Source organism: Planomicrobium sp. MB-3u-38, from assembly GCF_002836425.1.
GTDB classification, from domain to species: Bacteria; Bacillota; Bacilli; order Bacillales_A; family Planococcaceae; genus Planococcus; species Planococcus okeanokoites.
Window position 1 is genome coordinate 1 of sequence record NZ_PJBO01000061.1, and the last position, 16,626, is coordinate 16,626.

The following is a 16,626-nucleotide window of genomic DNA, read 5'->3' on the forward strand; positions in this document are numbered from 1 at the left end:
ATGTTGAGGATCTCTCTTTTTTTTGTTTTCTTTTGTTCTCTTTTTTCGTTGCTGTCATCTTTTTTCTCCCTCACTTCTTCTGTTTAGGTATTTTTACTAACTGAACTTATCCCGTCAGGTAATTCTAACTCTAATGGATTTAGGCGATTAATCAACTAAGTAATAAGGCAATTCAATGAAAAAAGATATGTGCATTGGTACTGAAATGGATGGGGAATCAACCATGAAGCAAACATCTTTCTTGGTCTTCCGTCAAGAAAGTGGACACAGAAAAACTGTTCTTTTTCTTCCAAAACTCTATCGCGCTCTGCTTGATCGGACACAAGCAGTTGTAACGGCGATAAAGAATGGATGGGTAGAACTGAAATAACTGTTTTTATTAGTCAGGACTTCAAATGATGTGAGCTTTGAAAAAATTAATGAATATGCAGTACTAATCGATAAGTAAATTTCCAATTTTTTTCCAAAAATCGATATTAGAAATGCAGCTAATTTAGAAGTCTTAAATATCTTTGGCTGGAATTTTTAGTTTACATATCATGAATTTATCGGAAGTACAAAGGAAGACTGGATGCTTACAACCTTGCATCCGGTCTTCCTTTATTTAGAGAGATAACTTTGTTTTTGAATAACAACCTGTATTTTTTAAATTACACAATAAATTTCGTGAACCACGCTATGTATCTTGCCCCAGGCAAAAAGAATAATTGAGCAAGTATCGTACCCAGTAAGCGGGAAGCGATCATCATGACAGCGATGCTTTTAAGATTTAGGTAACTGCCGCGGCGATTGAGGACATCATCGGCTAACACAGATATTTTCGGATCGACGAAAACAATGAGCAGGATGGTAGCCAATCCATTGATCAGGCCAGAAGCCATAATCGCGGTAGCAGCTCTTTCCGGAACGATAATGGCTGCATAAAGCGCAGAAAGAACGCCAATTGTGTAAACAGCGGTAATGATCATATTGATGAAAAATAACTGGACCGGAATATCTTTTAAACGGACGCCTTTTAAGTAAGAAGGCTTTGGCAGGTGAATGTGTCCGATTCCTCTTCTGATATAGCCAATACTCATCCCTTTTTTGACCAGTCCGGGAATAGATCCTCTTTCGGCTGATAGGTGAATGATTGCACGCGAAAAGATAGAGATGAAAGTTGGGAGTAAAAGAATCCCTAAAATCGTTCCGATTGTAGAAGAACCAATGATGATCCGGTATTGTGCCTCGACAAATTCTAATGTATTCGTCTCTGGAGCAGAGTCAATTAAACTTCCGGTAAAAGGCTGCTGCATCATATTTGCCAAACGGGAAACCATTACCATGACATTAAATAAGGAAAGAGCAGATGCCAGCAGACGTACCCTTACTCCCGATAAGCGAACAGCATAGGCCAGTGTTTCGATGGAGTGGATGATTAAAACGAATAGCGCAATCAAAATTAATTTCTCTGTGAAAAGTTCCAAAAGAAAACCTACTTTTATTTTTATCCTTATATTACCATAGCCTTATACTTAAAAAATGAAAAATGAAAATATTAAATGCTAATTCGAGGTTTTAATTGAAGTTGATACTTCAATGGAAGAATATTTTGAAGCCATAACAGTTATCAGAAGCTATACAAATAGAAAGGGAGAGAAGAGGCTGTTTGCAGCACATCTTTTCTCCTTTTTAGTTCGTTGACCATTTTTTCGTCTTTCTTCATCTTTCGATTTTTGAAGCAAGTCTTCTCTAAGTGAAACACACTATAACCCTTTATAATATGTCAGAAAAAACCCCTCCGATCGTTTGGATCGGAAGGCTGGATTACTGTGTGTTTATTGCTGGCAACGTATAGTAAATGACACCGAGCTCTGCATCCGAAGTGGAAGGAAGTTCATCCATTAGTTCGATATGGTTCAACGGTTCGCTGTTACTGTAACGGTAACTGTAGTGGATTATATTGCCGCTGGAAAGTTCAATTCTCTCGGAGGAACCAGTAATTCCTTGCACGCTCGTGACAGTGCTTGCGGTTCCATCCGTATAGAGCCAGTCTTCCTGAACTTGTTGGAAAAGCGCAAGACCGACTCCTTCCGCTGTGTATTCTTCATTAGTCAGGCCGTAGAAAACGAGCTTTCCATATTCCGTTTCCGCTTCACTGATAATTTTTGTGAAATCGGGTTGAAGGTTTTCCAGTTGAGCAGCTATTGTATCCACATTAACCGAAGCCCAGTATTTTTCGATGTCTTTGAACATCAAATGAAAGTAGTGAGCAGGCACATCTGCGGCCGCTTCCGAGGGCGTAGGGTTGCCATATCCCCAACTCATATTGTCAGTTTCACCGAAAGCTTCTCCGACAAAGCCTTCTGAATTCGTAGTAGATTCCCACGCGCCTTCTTGATAATCAATGCCGTCAGATTGAAAAACAACGGCGTTATAGTTATTGTTCAGAAAAAAAACTGGCGTCGGAATCGATTGGAATACGGCCGTCCATTCATCTGTTGATAGTTCTTTAAAGTATTCTTCCGTAATGAAAAATGCATTATACTCCCCGCTGTTTTCGTGAAGATCCGCAGGTTTCGCTTCCCGGAATATAACGTGGTCAAACGAGAAATCCGGCAACTCACCGATTGCGCCGATTGTCAGTTCTCGTCCTTCATATCGGTCTGCAAGCGCAACTTCGTGCAGCGCATTCTGCACTTCCTGAACTTGCTGTTTACCTGTATCGATGAGTGATAAAGTCAGTAGAATAGTGAAAAAAGCTGTCAAGGTAAGAACTGAAAGATAGACGGGCTGGAAGCGTCGACGCTCTTTTTGTTTCCCGCTAACTTGCTGAATAATCCGGTTCCGGTCGGCAGCTGTGAAACGGACGTGCGTATCAGCGTGTTCCTTCAATTTCGACTTAATATTTTTATCAAAGTGATCCATCATATCCACTCCTTTCCAGTTCAACTTGCAGCGCCTTTTTTCCTCGGAGAAGCCGGGACTTCACCGTGTTGCTTCCGATATCAAGCACGTCGCTGATTTCATTCATCGTCAGTTCCTGGTAATAAAATAAAATCAATACCTCTTTATATTTGGGGGAAAGATGTGAAAAATATCCAGCCATTTCTTCTGCAGCCATTTCTGACAGTGCGGAAACTTCAGCGGAAGGATCTGTCTTTTGGATGCTTACAAACGGGCGGTACAACAAATTCCGAAAACTCCATTTCTTCAAGTGGTCTTTGCATTTATTAATGGTGATACGAGTAAGCCATGTCTTATAAGAAGAACTATGCTGAAAGTTATGTATGTTTCCGAAACAGCTTATAAACACTTCCTGGATAATGTCTTCGCACTCCGATGCATCGTTTACATAAAGAAATGCGATTCGCTTCAGTTCATTGCCGTATGCAGCCATCAGCTCATTTAAGAGCTGGTGCGGGTCGGAGGCGGTAAATAAGATTTCTTCATTAGGCAGTTCCATCAGAGACGTTCCCCCCTTTCATAGATTAGACGAATTCCAGCAGTCCGGTGACCCCTGTTTTGACAATTAATTTTAACAGAGACAGTCACTTATGCGATCGAAGTAAACTAATTTTAGAAATTAAAAAAAGAAAGTATATAAAAATGAGAGTATTTCCATCTACTAGTTAATTTGTAAGGTTTTCGAAATAGAATTTCATCAAGTATTTTGTTTACATATAATCGCTTATCAGAAGTTACGACATCAATTAAAAGAGCAATAAAAAAAGAGTCCAGCAAAGCGAGCACTTTAGAAGTGCCGGTATGCCGGGCTCTTTTTTCTTTTTAGCAGGAGGAACCTGTTCTTCTGTTCAGTTAACTTAATCGTTCTTCAGCCATCTTATAAATCTTTTCTTTATCGCGTTTCCCAATAGCCACAATCTGAATTACTTGGATGGTTCCCTCGGCTTCTCTGAAAATAATCCGCAGGCCCATCTTCTTGTTTTTCAATTTATTGCATTGTGCCAAATTGCCATGAAGGGATTGGCCGGCTTCCATGCCCCTTAATTTGATCCGATCCAGCGCTTTATTGATAAAGATTTTTTGGCTGCCATCAAGCTGGTCATAATCTTCCTTTGAATACTGTGTCCATTCAAGCTGATACAACGGTTATTCCCACCCATCTTCTTCATCAATGACAGGGGATTCAGTCGAGATTGCACCGCGAACTTCCACGTCTGAGAAAGTAGAGACATTTTCCGTCAGCAGCCGTTTTTCAGCCACCAAATCAGCCAGTTGATCGTAAAGCTCTTCTATTTCTTTGTTCAAGGATTCGTATTGTTTTTGGGTGAGCATAACACCCGCAACTTTTTCGCGGTTGAAGACATATACGCCAGCAGCTTCTTGATCAGCCATCTGAAAAGCTTCCATGGGTGAACGTTTTACATTCGAAATCGACGTGGTGGGGATATCCAGTATTCTCATCGCCATTTTCATCCACTCCTTTAGGTTATTTCTATTATACATCTTTTAAAAGACTTTTAAAAGTCTTTTCATTTCCTTCAGAAAAATCTAAAAAAATTTATGTCCATAAAACTTTTGATTTTCGTTCGCAAAAGTGTACTTTTACGAACGGTTTTTTTCAAAGTAGATAAACAAAAACTAATGTTAAAATAATAGAAGGAAATTAAGAATGATTCTGATTGAACTTCATTGTGAGGAGAGTAAGGATGAGAAGTTTTGTGAGCCTTAACAATAAACGAATAGAGATATTCCAAGAGGGGGATCACGGAACTCCTATCTTAATTTTAGCTGGAATGGGCTGTTCATTCGATGAATGGGTTGAAGTGGCAGAAGCTTTAAGTAAAACAAACAGGATTGTTATGTTCCATCGGCCGGGACTTGGTGAAAGTGAAATAGAAGAAGAAAATCGCACCACTACTAGTACTATAGAAGAAGTGCATCAATTATTAGCCATATTAGAAATAGTTGAACCGGTTATAATGATTGGCCATTCCTATGGTGGGTTATGTGCGCAGCATTTTACAAAGGTATATCCTCATAAAGTGAGAGCTTTAGTACTGGTAGACTCTACTTCCCATGATTTAGAAAAGCTGGACACACTGGACCTTCCTATTTTAAACCAAAATTCTTCTGATGAAGAGTGGTTAGAGAACTGCCAGGCTTATGCGGAGCTGAATGAAAAAGAGTTGAGCAAGATTGTTCAGCCTATCCTAACAGAAAATCAGAAAAAGTTGCCTTTGCCTGTACAAGAAAGATTAATAAAATTTCAGCAGAAACCCAATCTGTACAAAGCAATGAAGAGTGAGGTAGAGAACTGGAAAGCAGATGCAAGAATCATTAAGGGTTTGGGGCAATTTCCTGATCTTCCTCTTTTAGTAATTGGCCGGGACAAGGAATACGTCATTGAACAAGGAATAGAAGAAGGTCTGCCTGAATCAGAGTTAATGCTTCTTGAAAATACATGGGAACAACTAATCAAAAACCAAGCTAAGCTTTCAAAAAAGAGCAAATTAGTGTTCGCTGAACAGTCGGGGCATTCTGTGCATCTTGATCGTCCTGACTTTATGATTGCAGCAATACGAGAAACAATAGAAGGCATAACTTTAAACTAAACTCAGTTTACATATCATCAGTTTATAAGAACTTGTATAAATGATAATGGAGTAGAAGTTGTTTAAAGACCGCAAAAGAGAGGTGATGAGATTGAGAACTGATTATAGTAATTGGGAACCCCTGGCGGTTCAAGAAGTGAGTAGTATATTTTCTGGTATGTCTATTGATTGGGGAATTGCTGGTGGGTGGGCATTGGATATCCACTTAGGAAGAAAAACGCGGAACCATAGCGATATAGATATTGTAGTTTTTCGTGCGGATCAGCAAGTGATTTATCAGCGCTTGAAAAATGACTGGACATTGTACAAGGCGAAAGATGGTAAGTTATCCCTTTGGTCTGCTGATGAATACCTTGATGCAGTCAACAGTGTATGGGTCAGTAGAGATAGCCAATCTCCTTGGGCATTCGAAATCATGTTTATGGATAATGAACAAGACAACTGGGTTTATCGGCGAGAAAAGACTGTTCAAGAAGCGAGAGTAGAATTGTTCTCCACTGACGAAAACAATGTTCCTTATCTAAATCCTGCAGTTCAACTCCTGTATAAAGGGGGAGTTGAACAAATAAGAGAAAAAGATTCTCAGGACTTTCTCTCTGTCTTACCGACCTTATCAATAAAAGAAAAAACATGGCTAAAGGAATCATTGAAAAGACAGTTTTCAATGGGACACAGTTGGATTCCGCATCTGGAATAAAATATTGAACAGAAATACTTTTAAAAAAACCCTATTTTCGTGTTGCTAGCCGTCAGAAGAAGCTTACTTGGAGAATGGGTTTAATAATAAGGGGTGAGAAAGTGATTGAAATCTTAGCAAGACAAATTCCCTACGTAAGCGATTTTGAGAAGATCATCCAGATCAAAAAAGGTTATTCATCAGATGAAAAGTATCTTATACATATGCCAGACGATCAGGGTAAGTTGTTTCTGCGAATTTATAAGCCAGAACAGTTGGATGCCAAAAAAAGTGAATACGCACTTCTGGAAAAGATGCAAGACTATGGTGTTGCCAGTTTAAAACCCATAGCGATTGGAAAGACGATGGAAAAGGGATATATGATTACGTCTTATATAGAAGGTAACGATGCAGGAGAGGAAATCTCCGCTTATAGTGAGCAAGAACAATATGACCTGGGGATAGCAGCAGGGAAAGAACTGAAGAAAATGCATCAATATGCGGCACCTGAAACGATCGCTCCCTGGCATTCCAGAAAAATCGAGAAACATCGGAAATACCTGGATGCTTACTTGTCCTGTGGGATAAAGGTGAAAAACGATAAGCAAATCATGGACTTTATCGATGAGAACATTCACCTGATGGAACAGCGGCCAAACCTGTTTCAACATGATGACTTTCATCTTGGAAATCTCATTGTGAAGAATAAAAAGCTGGCGGGCGTTATTGATTTTGACAGATACGACTGGGGAGATCCCATTCATGAATTCCTGAAGATCGGCATTTTTAGCCGAGGAATCAGCGTTCCATTTTCAAGAGGGCAAATAAAGGGATATTTTCAAGGCGAAGAACCCGGCGAAGAATTTTGGCGGCTATATTCGCTTTATATGGCGATGTGTGTTTTCTCATCCGTCATTTGGACCTTGAATACCATTCCGGAAGAAACGAATGATATGCTGCAGAAAATCGATACATTTTTGGACGATCATGATTACTTCAGTCGGTTGCAGCCCAAATGGTACAACAAATTAAGCATTTATGAATGAGTGGCAGATTAGTAAAAGGTTTAAATTAATTGGTATCAAAAATTTGGAAAGAAGGAAAAGGGGATTTACATGACCACTCACATCATCTATCGAAAAGCCGTTGAAAGCGACAGACAAGAGGTATACCCGTTAGCAAAGAGCTTAGCCACCAGCTTTGAAGTGAACGAAGCGGACTTTTTCTCAGTTTTCAAATCAGTAGTTGAGGATCAAAATGTAGATATGTTGGTTGCGGAAAAGGATCAACAACTGATCGGATATGTTTTTGTCTTGCATCACCCAGCCTTTTATGCGAATGGCACCATCAGTTGGGTAGAAGAGTTGTTTGTAAAAGAAGAATATAGAGGGCAATCTATTGGAAAGCACTTAATGGAAGAAGCAGAGAAAGAGTCGAAATCCCGAGGAGCAAAATTAATCGCTTTAGCTACTAGAAGAGCCGAAAAGTTTTATAAGGCGATCGGGTATAGTGAATCCGCCACTTATTTCAAAAAGAATTTTGAGTGATGCATTTTCAACATAACTCAATTACATTTTTGTAAAACGCTAATTTTGGAAGATTAGTATACATATTAGAGAGTTATTGGCAGTAGTAGCTATTCATTTGAAGATACAAAGAGGAAGAGCAATGCAATCAGCAATGCTTTTCCTCTTTTGTTAAGATAGCGGATTTATTTTCTCGCTTTAATTATCATTGTAGTAGGAAACTTTTGAGCTTTATAGAGTGAATAATAGCGGTCGGATATTTCCGGTTCCCTGTCCTTCAGCTGTACCGAAACGTCCGGCTCGACGACTTCTTCAATGGTAAAACCGGATTGGATTAGTGAATTAAGGTATGTACTAAACTTACGTTGCGGAATAACAACGGGTACACCTTCCCCTTTAAAATTCTCGTATCGTGTCATGCCTTCATCCTGGTATGAACCTTTCAGTGAAATAAGGCCATTTTCACTTTGCAGGTAGGCATAAAGCGGATGATCCCAGCTAAACAGGAAATAGCCCCCGGGTTTTAAATATGAATAGATCAAGTTTAACGTGCTTTCCAAATCGGTCGTCCATCCAATCGCATAGATGGAATAGACAATGTCGAAATAATCTTTAGGAAGATCGATATCTTCTTCCATGGCTGCACAGTGCAAGTTCGCCTGCAGCCCTTTTAAGGTTTCCTTCGCGGTTTCGATTTGTTTCTCCGAAAAATCGAGACCCCACAATTCTGCAGCTCCTTGTGCTTTCATATAAGCTAAGGAATGGCCGCTGCCACAGCCAATATCTAGCACCTTTTTATCTTGAATCGCTTCAAATAACTGCAATTCTTCTTCAGTCTGAGTAAAGGGTCCGTAGCTTGGCAAAGCATCAATGCCATTGAAGTGGCCGGCGACTGTATTCCAGCTTCTTTGATTCTGTGTTAAAATCTCGGTCTTCATTTTTCTGCCTCCATTCACTAGTTAGATTCTCGAAAAAAATTTTAAATCCTGCCAAGATACACTTTAATACTTTAAAGACTGAATCGACCTTCTCTATAATTTTGTTTGGAAAAGTCTACTTTTACGAACGGTTAAAAATTTAAATGAATACATTCGAATCTGTTTTTCTCATTTTTATAAAGCTTTTTCTAATGGATATATATGTTAAAGTAAAATAAAAACAGTAATTTAGGCTAGGGATATAACAGTTTATATAAAGCCAAAAGTGAGGGCATCTTGAAAATGAACATTCAACCATCAGAAACTCAACTTGAGAAGTGGATTAAAAAATATGTGCCTGAGAAAGATTTGTTCTTCATCCAAGATGAGGACTTGCCTTTATTTGAAGAAGTGATAGGACAAGTTTTACTTATACCGAAAGATGAGTTTTTCAATCATGCCTCCTACAGACAAATCCAGCTTGCAAATAGCTACGAATATTGGAACTTGTCCAAAGAAGCTAACTTTGTGATCGTAGCCAGTGAGAACTGGATCAAAGAATTGCCCCCATCAAAAAAAGAAAGGCTTTTGCAGATTCAGCTAAAGATGAATAGAGGGTTAATTTTTCCCTTATCCTATTTTTCAGAGGTACCTCTCTTTCTGAAAGAAAATGCAGTGAACGAAAAAGAGGATGAATGGATTGTTTTGACTGCTGATCTCTGGAAAAGACTGTCGGTGACTATAAAGGAACATTTGATGAGGAAGTATGCTCAACAATGGGATAGGTGGACGAGCGAGGAAACGCCAGAGTATCTTCCGTTGATAATCAAAAAATATGCGAATACTTTTCCAACCGAAGGGGGAAGCAATTGTTTAGCTGCGACTCTTTTTGCTGTTTCCGGTCAGGAATGGATCATACATGAGTGGGTGCATCCCCAAACCTTTAAAGAAAAGTTGAGCAGAACACATCAACTTGTGGAAACAACAGATCTGATTGAAGGAGATGTGGCTGCATGGGAAAGTGCAGACGGACAAATTCAACACGCCTCTTATCATATAGGAAACCAACTGTTCTTTAATAAGAATGGCCAAACCTTTTTCAATCCTTGGAAAGTTATCCATTTCCGTGAACTTCAACCGGAATGGAGCCAATATGCTATAAGTATATATCGTCAGAAATGAGAGGGAATTGATATGTTCATACCATGACTACTTATATCTCTAAACTGAGTGATAATTATCAGTTGTAAATTTTCGCGAATTTGAAACATACAAGAAAAGTTTTACTTATTTACACATAATTATTGATGATTTCATTAAGCGTACAATTACGTGAAACTATAGTTCCTTAATGTATAGGTGCTTTCGAGGGGGAATTACTGCTGGAGGAGGACATATGTTGAAAGTTTTATATTGGTTTTTCAAGTTTTTCATTTTCTTTGGTGCCATACTCATAAGTACTCCTATTTACAATCAGAGTGGATGGTGGGGAATTGCCGTTTTAATTCTGCTGGTATTATTGGGAGAAAATCACTTCGATAATAAATTGAGCAAGTTAAAGTGGCAGAATATCCGTGATAGATTACCCGTTATAAAAGAATTGAAAAGCGGAGATCGAGTGACCATCACGTTGAAGAATGGGAAAGTATTTTCGGATTTTACTTTTTCTTTTTTTAATGAGTTCGATATTATAGTTTCAAGAAACACGCTATTAGACCAGGTACTGGAAAGCAAAGATGATATGAAATGGATAAAGTTCAGTAAGATTAGCGCGATAGAAAAGTTGCTTGATTAACTGAAATGATACAAGTTCAAGAATATTGGATATTTAATGTAGCTGAATTTAAGCATCTTCTTAGTCAGGTTTCCAGTTTACATATCAGAACTTATCGGTAGGGAAGAGACTTTATAGAAAGTCTCTTCCTTTTTTCATTCTTATAAGTGTACTTTTACGAACGCTTTGAACCAGAAGAATTTATGAAATATAAAAGACTGTTGCATCACTATGCTTGGTTAAGGTTGAATCTATATTTTATATACGAACTAGAGAGGCATTGATATACTAAAAACTAGAAGAGAAGGAGGGAATTAGGATGAAGATTATTTCAAAATCTCTAGTGGGAGCAACCGCTATCCATAGCATTTACTTCACTATTACTTTGGCAGTAGGATACGTAAAAACGTCGAATTATGAACCAGATTGGGAAGCTGCCTGGGCAAATGTAGAAGATCTGCCAAGCGAAGTTGCTTTCGGCTATGTGCCTTCTCTTTTTTTGTACGTTGGTACATTTTTAACAACAGTATTGGCATGTGGAATTATTTTAAGTATGTATGATAAACTCTCCCCTAATTTTTCTGAAGCAAGGTTGTCATAAACCTTTTACTATTAGCGAAACTGAATGTAACTTAAGTGCAGTGAAGTTACATTCAAATTTCCACAAAAAAATTTTCTTCCGAAAATCAGAAGAAAGTTTTAAAGACTTAAAAAGAAATACAATAACGTTGCTCCTAAAAAGACAGGAACTACTGCAATGCCAGCACGTACTAGATACAGTTTCATGGCGTTTGACTGGTATTGAGCCAACTCTAACTGCTTCACATAGTAAAGACCTGCAAAAATTAATGAGACCGTGATAAAAATTGCAACAGTTTACGTCAAAGTCTCGAGTCCGAGTTCCAGTGGCACAGCCTCTACATCTTATTCACTGAATTTCTGAAGTGAAGGCGAATTCCAGCATGAACTTTTACTGGACGGCTTGAATGCAAGTCATAGTGCAGCCGAGATACAAGAAATGCAGGAATTACTGACCAAGATGAAATTCTATGATGGGCCAATTACCACTAATTACTCAAACGAAGTGTTGCTTAGTGTGATTGCTTACCAGACAGCCTTGAATAAGTGGGATCCACGAACTGAAATGGGCGGCTTGTTTGAGCTGAACGGCAACTTTGATAATCGGTTACTTGGTTATGCAAGAGATGATGTATCGTTAGGCAGAAATGCAGAAGGAGAAATCTACAAGACGTTCTTTACAGGAGATAAAGTGATTCTTGCCCTGACGGGTGAATATGCGGCTGGTCTTGCTATTGAAGCGGTCGTCATGTATCGACTGGGAAGTGCATACAAAGCAAGTACTTTTACAGCTAAAACTGCAGATACTTTAGTAGATGACGCCGTGGCTGCTATCCCGGTGGTTTTACAAGCAGGTGGAATGGAGCACATAATAAAAGTGGAGGCATTTACTCGAAAGAGTGGCATAAAAGGTGGTCATAACATAGAGGAATTCAATAAGTATATTGTAGATAAGCCTATTACTATAACAACAAAAACTCCACACCCTACCATTGAGGGAATAACACTAATACGTTATCAATATCCTAAATACTATAATGGTGAAGTGTTAGAAGGAGAGTTTAACTATAGGTTGAAAACTGTTTATGATCCGACAGTTTTTACAGATGATGAAATGATACAATTAGGACTTGAAGCAATGCAAAATGGAATAAACGCAGGTACAATTGAGTTTCGACCAGATAGCACCACAACAATTAATGGGGTAGCTTCAAATGGTTTACAGTTTACAGGATTTAGAAACGAATTTACAAATGAAATAACTAATTTCTTTCCTGTAATTGAACAAAGTAAGTAAAAGGTGGAGAAACGATGAATTTAGCTGAAAAGTTACAAATTCCACAAGAGTTAACACCTATGTATGACTATTTTAGTTTCATTATGAAAGGACCAATACTTTTTTTAGGAGCAATGAGATCTTTTTCACAGAATGAAGGCTACTCAGTAGACTATCACAACTGTGAGTTTTCGAATGAGATGCATCCTTTAGAAGAAGATTACTTTGAAGATGGTATTAGATTTTCTATAGATATTTCTCATGCCTACGAATCTGAAGTCATCGTAAGTTTGGATACTTTTTATAAATATCTTTCAAGAGCATGTACTTTTTATCTCGAAATACATCCGGATGATTCTGAGGAAATAAAGAAGTTGTTGGAGAAGATTCGATTAAACTTAAATATTAATGAAACTAACTAATCTCTAAAGCTATAAGAAAAAGCAAAAGATCTATCAGAAGAATTCATAAAGTTAACCATACAAAAGGACAGACAGCATATCCCCAAGCTGACTGTCCTTTTATATTTAACGATTTTCACTCTTTGCACGATTCTTTTCCATCCGAGTTAACACTTGTTCGTTATCTTTATTAGATAGGTTGGTATAAAGGGAAGTGGTTTCAATATTACTATGACCTAGTTGATCACGCAGCAGAACGATATTGCCGTCATTCCGAATAAAGTCCGCTGCAAATGTATGCCGTAGCTTATGCGGACTCATGCCTTCACCTTGCGCAAATGCAGCCGTGTATTTGGTCACCAGGTTCTCAATCGCCCTCCGAGATAGAGGACGGGCAGCGCCTCCATAGAGCGTCACGAACAAAAAGGGCACTTCTTTGGATCCGGTATACCGGCCTTCCCGGATATGCAGATAGTCTTTTAAATGCTGAATCGCCTGATTCATAATTCGTACTGTATCTTCCTTCGCGCCTTTCCGTTTTATATCGATCAATTGCTTCTTGAGGTTGATTTTCTTCACGAGAATGCGTGCCATTTCTCCGAGGCGGATGCCGCTTCCGAGAAATAGGGAGAGGATGGCCAAATCCCTCTCCTTGTCCCGGTTGAAGCGCTGGCGGGCAAGTGTACTCTTTAGTGTCGCCTCGTACTCATGTTCCACGAACTGCAGGAAGTCATTGATTTCATGTTCGTTAAGGATGACGGAGCTGATTTTCTGTGCACGTCGGCTGGCCGTCTCTTTTTTCGTGTGCAGCACAATCTTGCTCATCACATTCCGATAGAAATACGATTCCCCATCCTCGTTTTCGGTCTCTTTCGTCAGGTAGTTGAAGAGCGATTTCAACGCATTCACAGAGAGCATCACGACGGCGTTGCCACGCTTTTTCACGATGTTGTTCTTTTGGGTAAGAGATTCTTCCTTCAGGAATTCTATGTAGTGCTCTACGTCTTGCTTCTTCAGTTCCGCCAAAACAGAATAGGGAATGGACGCGGTATTGGCACCTTCTACCAGCCCTTCACGGAGCAGCCAGTGAAAAAAGTGCTGATAGCGATAGAGGTACTGCAGCAAGGTATCGGCCGAAAGGCCGGCTCGCTTTTTCGATCGGATATATTCGACCACATAGAAGGGCATGTCTTTTAATTGATTTTCAATCCGCTGGAGGACTTGCAGTTCTTCCGGTGTCATGGCCATAGTGTATGGACCTCCTTTGGGTAATAGTGCTTCCATATGTTCGCAAAATGTAATTTAAGCGAACATTAATTATATGTGTAAATATTATTGATTAATAAGTCTGTTTCTTTTTCAAAATCGAACAAGCAAAGATTTTTTCCTTTTCCCTTAACGCTATCATATAAAATCCCATTAAATTCTCCTGCAGCAAGTAAACATTGCATTACGAAATTAGGGAAGAGATACATGGTTTTAAGAGTAGAATCAGAAGACTCATTCATATTGCTGAAACTACTACTGTTAGTGCCGGAAAGGTCCAAAACAGTCAATGGATTTTTGATTATAAATTCTCCTATATCCATTTCATAATTGTCTTCATCAAATCCAATTTCTTTTTCTATTACTTCTTCTGTATCGGCGAGGTAAAGTACAGATACGCCTGCAGGGTTATAACGTCCCTGTCTGGTTATTTCATTAGGTGGGTTCCAGAGTTCAGCGGCTACAAATGGAACCAATCTCTCCAGTTTCTTTCGAGTTCTTCCTCTGAGGTAAAGTCTATCTTGAGGAATATTGATGCGGTTCGCGAACGTGGAATCTTTTAAAAGGGTGAATATTTCCTTACCAACATCATGGTTAAGTCCAAGCATTGGATTTTTCGACAGATACTTAACGAAGTCTGAACCAGCTTCCTTAGTGATGCCAAATACTTCGTCAAAAATTTCTTGGAATTCCCCGTAAAAAAGATCAAGTTCACTCCTGGTGACATATGGAAAATCTTCAGGTATAGATTCGTTACAGGTTTGACAACGTATATGTGGGAGAACTTCCTTTATTATTTCGTCATCAGTAAACCATTCTAGTATTAAATCTCCAACGGTTGTTAAATCTAGAGGGTCTCCATGACGTTGAACGAGTAATATTTCACCGTGATTACAGTCTTGGCATTCTGCAATTTCTTCTGATAATGTTCCTCCAATTACTTCGGTAACGCATTCAAAGAATTCTTGTTCATTAGAAATAAGGATATCTCCTTCTTCAAGCTCACTTTTGCAATAAGGACATACTGCAGAGAAAGATTCCGTTAGTTCTAATGTCTTCGAAATATCACCTAGTCGGTGGCTATCATAAAAGTATTTAATTTCCTCATAAGCTATACAAAAATTGCATCTTTCAAAAACCATAAAGACCTCCTAAAGTTTGCTTTGTAATAATATTAGTAAAGTAGAGATTCAATGGATTAGAGACATTATAAGTTTCTATTTAACAATGGCCAAATGAATACTTGGATGGCTTAATAGAGATAACTTTTTGCTACCATTGATTTCTTCTCTCCGTTAATTTAAGTTTCTTCATTATAATACATCCGACAGTTTTACACTAACTATTGTTCGTTAAATTGATATTTTGCGAACATATAAATGAAAGATACTATCACTAAGTATCCCTTCCCTATAATGTAACCTGGATCGATTTAGAATATAACGGATAAGTAGAAACCGAATGTTATTTCATCTAATCCAACATATGCATTGAGGTAATGGTATCAATGGCCAGCTTCCCTTGACCAATGGCGTCTTCATAGGTAATAGTTCGCTGGGCAAAATCCCGTTCTAGAATCGTGCAGCGATGAAAGTGGAAATGGCGGTCCTGCCAGGATTGAATAAAGACCGGGCATTTCCGGTCACAGGCGACGATCAGCATATCCCATATGGCCTGTTTTTCATCTGCACTGAGCATCGGCTGCGGATCGCTAACATCCTCCTTACCGGTGAGCCACGCATGTTCGGAAACGAAAAGACCAGCCCACTGCGTCTGTCTTCTTCCCTTATTGGAATTCCTCCTCTTATTTTCCATCATCATCTATTCCTCCTTACCTTAAGAACACTCGTTCTTATTATACCCATTAAAAGTAGCACACGCCTTGTAAAAGGAAATTTATTTGAACAATGAATGAAATCCTGTAAGTTCTCAATAAGTAAACCTCCACAGCCTTTTGCGAGAGGTTGCTGGGGTTATGGGTTTTCAAGGATTGCCGGTTACGCAGGCTTGCATTCGCTGCCGGTTAGCGGGAGAGAAAAAATTTAGGTTGCCTCAGTTCGACCCAAATATTGGTTTTGATCAACAGCTGGAAAATCTGGTCTTTTCTGGTCCGGTCACAGCTCTCCCCCCCTCTTCTTTTTTCTTTTTGAGTACCCTTAAGACGCGAATAAAAGTTGAGGAGTTTCATTTTAATAAAATAAGAAGATTTTTTTTAGCTATCAGTATTGAAAGAAAATAAAAAGAGGAAGTAACTTTATCTAAAGTAGATTTTAGTGATAGAGAGCTTCGGACAGGGAAATTAAACACAAAACGAAACTTTCAGACTATTCTATACGTAATAGACAGTAGAAAGATCTCGTTCTACAAATTATTCAACCAGGATTTAACGGAATATCCAAACAAAGGAGGAATTTCAATGGGTTATATCGTTTCATTCATCGTGATTATGCTTATTTTTAGTATGCTGAAAGATCGACGCTCTGCTGAGCAATCGAAATTTAGAAAAACCGGATCCGCAGCTTCTGATGGTCCGATTCATTATTATGGAGACTACGACAATAAAGATGACGCGTGGAAAAACCATGATTCGAGCTATGACGGCGGATCAGACGGAGGATTCGATGGTGGTGGCGGTGGTGGAGACTGATTATAA

At 38.9% G+C, this 16,626-nt stretch carries 21 protein-coding genes; 12 read left to right on the forward strand and 9 right to left on the reverse strand.

The window, feature by feature from the left end; all coding sequences use genetic code 11:
- Window positions 1-175: 175 nt before the first annotated feature.
- Window positions 176-370: a hypothetical protein gene (locus CXF70_RS13175; protein ID WP_101803054.1), complete on the forward strand. Its 195-nt coding sequence runs from the start codon at window positions 176-178 to the stop codon at window positions 368-370.
- A gap of 280 nt (window positions 371-650) precedes the next feature.
- Here the strand turns inward: CXF70_RS13175 and CXF70_RS13180 are convergent, their stop codons facing one another.
- The 5 genes from CXF70_RS13180 to CXF70_RS13200 form a co-directional block, all read right to left on the reverse strand.
- Entirely contained in the window at window positions 651-1,466 is an 816-nt protein-coding gene (locus CXF70_RS13180; protein ID WP_199172836.1) for a lipid II flippase Amj family protein, read from the reverse strand.
- A 340-nt stretch (window positions 1,467-1,806) separates the two neighbouring features.
- Window positions 1,807-2,907 (reverse strand): hypothetical protein, encoded by a 1,101-nt coding sequence (locus CXF70_RS13185; RefSeq protein WP_101803055.1) that lies wholly within the window; start codon window positions 2,905-2,907, stop codon window positions 1,807-1,809.
- Entirely contained in the window at window positions 2,894-3,445 is a 552-nt protein-coding gene (locus CXF70_RS13190) for a sigma-70 family RNA polymerase sigma factor (RefSeq protein WP_101803056.1), read from the reverse strand. The genes CXF70_RS13185 and CXF70_RS13190 overlap by 14 nt, the downstream gene beginning before the upstream one ends.
- Before the next feature lie 353 nt (window positions 3,446-3,798).
- Window positions 3,799-4,089 (reverse strand): type II toxin-antitoxin system RelE family toxin, encoded by a 291-nt coding sequence (locus CXF70_RS13195; protein ID WP_101803057.1) that lies wholly within the window; start codon window positions 4,087-4,089, stop codon window positions 3,799-3,801.
- A 3-nt stretch (window positions 4,090-4,092) separates the two neighbouring features.
- Entirely contained in the window at window positions 4,093-4,413 is a 321-nt protein-coding gene (locus CXF70_RS13200; RefSeq protein WP_101803058.1) for a hypothetical protein, read from the reverse strand.
- A 239-nt stretch (window positions 4,414-4,652) separates the two neighbouring features.
- Here CXF70_RS13200 and CXF70_RS13205 point away from each other — a divergent pair, with 239 nt between their 5' ends.
- From CXF70_RS13205 to CXF70_RS13220, 4 genes are all read left to right on the forward strand, one after another.
- A complete protein-coding gene (locus CXF70_RS13205; RefSeq protein WP_101803059.1) occupies window positions 4,653-5,558 on the forward strand; it encodes an alpha/beta fold hydrolase in 906 nt (301 codons plus the stop codon).
- Window positions 5,559-5,643: 85 nt separating this feature from the next.
- Window positions 5,644-6,255 (forward strand): nucleotidyltransferase domain-containing protein, encoded by a 612-nt coding sequence (locus CXF70_RS13210; RefSeq protein WP_233208641.1) that lies wholly within the window; start codon window positions 5,644-5,646, stop codon window positions 6,253-6,255.
- 101 nt (window positions 6,256-6,356) lie between these two features.
- Entirely contained in the window at window positions 6,357-7,280 is a 924-nt protein-coding gene (locus CXF70_RS13215; protein WP_233208640.1) for an aminoglycoside phosphotransferase family protein, read from the forward strand.
- 69 nt (window positions 7,281-7,349) lie between these two features.
- Complete coding sequence (locus CXF70_RS13220; protein ID WP_101803061.1) at window positions 7,350-7,781, forward strand: GNAT family N-acetyltransferase; 432 nt, start codon at window positions 7,350-7,352, stop codon at window positions 7,779-7,781.
- A gap of 164 nt (window positions 7,782-7,945) precedes the next feature.
- Here CXF70_RS13220 and CXF70_RS13225 read toward each other — a convergent pair whose 3' ends face one another.
- A complete protein-coding gene (locus CXF70_RS13225) occupies window positions 7,946-8,698 on the reverse strand; it encodes a class I SAM-dependent methyltransferase (protein ID WP_101803062.1) in 753 nt (250 codons plus the stop codon).
- Between the two features lie 276 nt (window positions 8,699-8,974).
- Here CXF70_RS13225 and CXF70_RS13230 point away from each other — a divergent pair, with 276 nt between their 5' ends.
- The 5 genes from CXF70_RS13230 (at window position 8,975) to cdiI (ending at window position 12,728) form a co-directional block, all read left to right on the forward strand.
- On the forward strand, window positions 8,975-9,859 hold the full coding sequence (locus tag CXF70_RS13230) for a hypothetical protein (protein ID WP_145990728.1): 885 nt from the start codon (window positions 8,975-8,977) through the stop codon (window positions 9,857-9,859).
- Between the two features lie 214 nt (window positions 9,860-10,073).
- A complete protein-coding gene (locus tag CXF70_RS13235) occupies window positions 10,074-10,472 on the forward strand; it encodes a hypothetical protein (RefSeq protein WP_101803064.1) in 399 nt (132 codons plus the stop codon).
- A 298-nt stretch (window positions 10,473-10,770) separates the two neighbouring features.
- A complete protein-coding gene (locus CXF70_RS13240; protein WP_101803065.1) occupies window positions 10,771-11,052 on the forward strand; it encodes a hypothetical protein in 282 nt (93 codons plus the stop codon).
- Between the two features lie 417 nt (window positions 11,053-11,469).
- Window positions 11,470-12,327: a CdiA family toxin C-terminal domain-containing protein gene (locus CXF70_RS13245; protein WP_145990729.1), complete on the forward strand. Its 858-nt coding sequence runs from the start codon at window positions 11,470-11,472 to the stop codon at window positions 12,325-12,327.
- Window positions 12,328-12,341: 14 nt separating this feature from the next.
- Window positions 12,342-12,728 carry a ribonuclease toxin immunity protein CdiI gene (gene cdiI / locus CXF70_RS13250; RefSeq protein WP_101803067.1) on the forward strand — a complete coding sequence of 129 codons (387 nt, stop codon included), beginning with the start codon at window positions 12,342-12,344 and terminating at the stop codon, window positions 12,726-12,728.
- Window positions 12,729-12,833: 105 nt separating this feature from the next.
- Here the strand turns inward: cdiI and xerS are convergent, their stop codons facing one another.
- From xerS to CXF70_RS13265, 3 genes are all read right to left on the reverse strand, one after another.
- Window positions 12,834-13,955, reverse strand: coding sequence for a tyrosine recombinase XerS (xerS, locus tag CXF70_RS13255; RefSeq protein WP_101803068.1), 1,122 nt, complete (start codon window positions 13,953-13,955; stop codon window positions 12,834-12,836).
- A 65-nt stretch (window positions 13,956-14,020) separates the two neighbouring features.
- Window positions 14,021-15,115, reverse strand: coding sequence for an RES family NAD+ phosphorylase (locus CXF70_RS13260; protein WP_101803069.1), 1,095 nt, complete (start codon window positions 15,113-15,115; stop codon window positions 14,021-14,023).
- 331 nt (window positions 15,116-15,446) lie between these two features.
- On the reverse strand, window positions 15,447-15,794 hold the full coding sequence (locus CXF70_RS13265) for a YolD-like family protein (protein WP_145990730.1): 348 nt from the start codon (window positions 15,792-15,794) through the stop codon (window positions 15,447-15,449).
- A 154-nt stretch (window positions 15,795-15,948) separates the two neighbouring features.
- On the opposite strand from CXF70_RS13265, the gene CXF70_RS13270 reads away from it, so the two are divergent.
- The gene (locus CXF70_RS13270; protein WP_101803071.1) at window positions 15,949-16,212 is read left to right on the forward strand and encodes a hypothetical protein; all 264 of its coding nucleotides are present in this window, start codon (window positions 15,949-15,951) and stop codon (window positions 16,210-16,212) included.
- A 177-nt stretch (window positions 16,213-16,389) separates the two neighbouring features.
- Window positions 16,390-16,620: a hypothetical protein gene (locus CXF70_RS13275; protein ID WP_101803072.1), complete on the forward strand. Its 231-nt coding sequence runs from the start codon at window positions 16,390-16,392 to the stop codon at window positions 16,618-16,620.
- The last annotated feature ends 6 nt before the right edge of the window (window positions 16,621-16,626 follow it).